At 69.3% G+C, this 2,377-nt stretch carries 3 protein-coding genes; all 3 read left to right on the top strand.

Going from position 1 to position 2,377, the window contains the following annotated elements; all coding sequences use genetic code 11:
• Positions 1-85 precede the first annotated feature (85 nt).
• The 3 genes from tnpA (at position 86) to tnpC (ending at position 2,352) form a co-directional block, all read left to right on the top strand.
• The gene (tnpA, locus tag GGQ89_RS19740; protein WP_171007704.1) at positions 86-463 is read left to right on the top strand and encodes an IS66-like element accessory protein TnpA; all 378 of its coding nucleotides are present in this window, start codon (positions 86-88) and stop codon (positions 461-463) included.
• Positions 460-807, top strand: a complete 348-nt coding sequence (gene tnpB, locus GGQ89_RS19735) for an IS66 family insertion sequence element accessory protein TnpB (protein ID WP_137788475.1) — start codon at positions 460-462, stop codon at positions 805-807. Before tnpA ends, tnpB begins: the two co-directional genes overlap by 4 nt.
• Before the next feature lie 111 nt (positions 808-918).
• Positions 919-2,352, top strand: coding sequence for an IS66 family transposase (tnpC, locus tag GGQ89_RS19730; RefSeq protein ID WP_137788476.1), 1,434 nt, complete (start codon positions 919-921; stop codon positions 2,350-2,352).
• Positions 2,353-2,377 lie beyond the last annotated feature (25 nt).

The raw sequence follows: 2,377 nt of genomic DNA, 5'->3' as shown, positions 1-2,377 counted from the left end.
GTAAGCGTCCGGTGTTCCCCGCCTTGCTGACGAGGTGATGCGCAAGCCACAGGTGCGGCACTGTGGCAGGCACCGGTGCGGCATTATGGCGACGCGAATTATCGAGATGGTTGGGGCAGAGCCGCGGCGACGGTTCAGCGACGATGACAAGGCGCGGATCGTGTCGGAGGCGATGATGCCGGGGGCGAGCGTGCTGGACGTGGCACGGCGTCACCGGGTGTGCACGTCGCTGGTGTACCGCTGGCGACGCACGCTGCTGCGCGACGGGGTCGCAAGCGAAGCTTTGCCCTTGCCGGGCGCGGCGTTCGTGCCGGTCGAGGTGGCGAACGTGCCCATGGCGCCGCAGCCGGAGCCGCTCGGACCGGGTGTGGTGGAGGTGGTCGGCCCGGCCGGGCAGCGCATCCGCCTGGCACCTCCCATCGACGCGCGGGTGCTGAAGGCCGTGCTGGCCGGGTTCGCTTGATCGGGCCGCCGAGCGGCGTCCGGGTGTATCTGGCGGCCGGGGTCACGGACATGCGCAAGGGTTTCGACGGACTGGCGGCGCTGGTGCAGCAGCGGCTGCGCCAGGATCCGTTCGGGGGTGCGGTGTACGCCTTCCGGGGCAGGCGCGGCGATCTGGTCAAGCTGCTGTGGTGGGATGGTCAGGGCCTCGTCCTCCATGCCAAGCGTCTGGAGCGTGGTCGGTTCACCTGGCCGACGACCGCGGACGGCGTCGCAGTGCTGACCCCGGCGCAGTTGTCGATGCTGCTCGAAGGGGTGGACTGGCGGCATCCGATCCGGTCCTCGCAGCCGACCCTGGCCTGGTAAAAAGCACGGTTTCCTGCGGCTTTCGCGTGTATCGGCACGACTGTTCTGGTATAAGCAGGCGTGTCGCCCGATGCCGCCTCGCTGCCCGACGATATCGCCCTCCTGAAGGCCATGCTCATTGCTGTCGGCGCCGAGCTGGAGCAGTTGCGGATGCAGGTCGCGCGGCTGCGGCGCATGGCCTTCGGCCGTTCGTCGGAGAAATTGACGCATCAGGCTGACCAGCTGGAACTAGGGTTGGAGGAACGCGAGGCGGAAGCCGCCACGGCGGCGATGCCGGTGGCCACCCGGAGACGGGAGACCGCCAAGCCGTATCGACAGCCGCTGCCCGACCATTTGCCCCGCACCGAGGTCGTGCATGACGCACCGTGCGTATGCCCCGACTGCGGTGGTGCCATGCGGCGTATGGGTGAGGACGTCACGGAGCAGCTCGACTATGTGCCCGCCTCATTCCGGGTCGTGCGCCACGTCCGGCCGCGGCTGAGCTGTCGGTCATGCGAGCGCATCGTGCAGGCGCCGCTGCCGTCCATGCCCATCGAGCGGGGTCGGCCCGGTGCCGGGCTGCTCGCACATGTGCTGGTGTCCAAATACGCCGACCATCTGCCGCTCTATCGCCAGTCGGGCATCTACGCGCGCCAGGGCGTCGACCTTGCCCGCTCCACCCTCGCCGACTGGGTCGGGCGCTCGGCCGCGCTCCTCGACCCGCTGGTCGACGCGCTCGAGCGCCACGTCATGGGTGGCGTAACCCTCCACGCCGACGACACGCCCGTGCCGGTTCTGGCCCCCGGCGCCGGTCGCACCAGGACGGGCCGGCTGTGGACCTATGTGCGCGACGAGCGCGGGGCTGGCGGCGAGGCCCCGCCTGCCGTGCTGTTTCGCTACGCGCCCGACCGCAAGGGCGAACGCCCCGTCGCGCACTTGCGAACATTCCAGGGCGATCTGCACGCCGATGGCTATGCCGGGTTCGACAGGCTCTATGGCGAGCGCATCGCAGAGGTAGCCTGTTGGGCGCATGTCAGGCGCAAGTTCTTCGACGTCCATGCCGCAACCGGCTCCGCCACGGCCCGCGAGGCGCTGGACCATATCGCCAGCCTCTATGCGGTCGAACAGGACGTGCGCGGTCGGCCCCCGGACGAGCGACGACACGTACGCCAGACCAGAGCTGGACCGCTGCTCGATGCGTTCCGTCAGTGGCTCGACGCGACCGGACCGAAGCTGTCCCGACGCTCCGACCTCGCGGTCGCCATCCGCTATGCGCTCGCCCGCTGGACGGCGCTTACCCGCTATGCGGACGATGGCCGCCTTGAGATCGACAACAATGCCGCCGAGCGCTCGTTGCGCGGTATTGCCGTCGGTCGCAAGAACTGGCTGTTCGCCGGCTCCGACCAGGGCGGCCACCGCGCCGCCGGCATCTACAGCCTTGTGGAAACCGCCAGGCTCAACGACGTCGACCCCGAGGCATGGCTGACCGACACCATCAGCCGCATCGCCGACCATCCAGCCCGCCAGATCAATGAACTGCTGCCGTGGAACTACCGTCCCGCCTGACGCGACGCCTTCACCGGACGCTTAC

This window comes from Sphingomonas yabuuchiae, assembly GCF_014199595.1.
Lineage (GTDB): Bacteria > Pseudomonadota > Alphaproteobacteria > Sphingomonadales > Sphingomonadaceae > Sphingomonas > Sphingomonas yabuuchiae.
The sequence above is the reverse complement of the archived record's forward strand: the minus strand, read 5'-3'. Positions and strand labels throughout refer to the sequence as shown.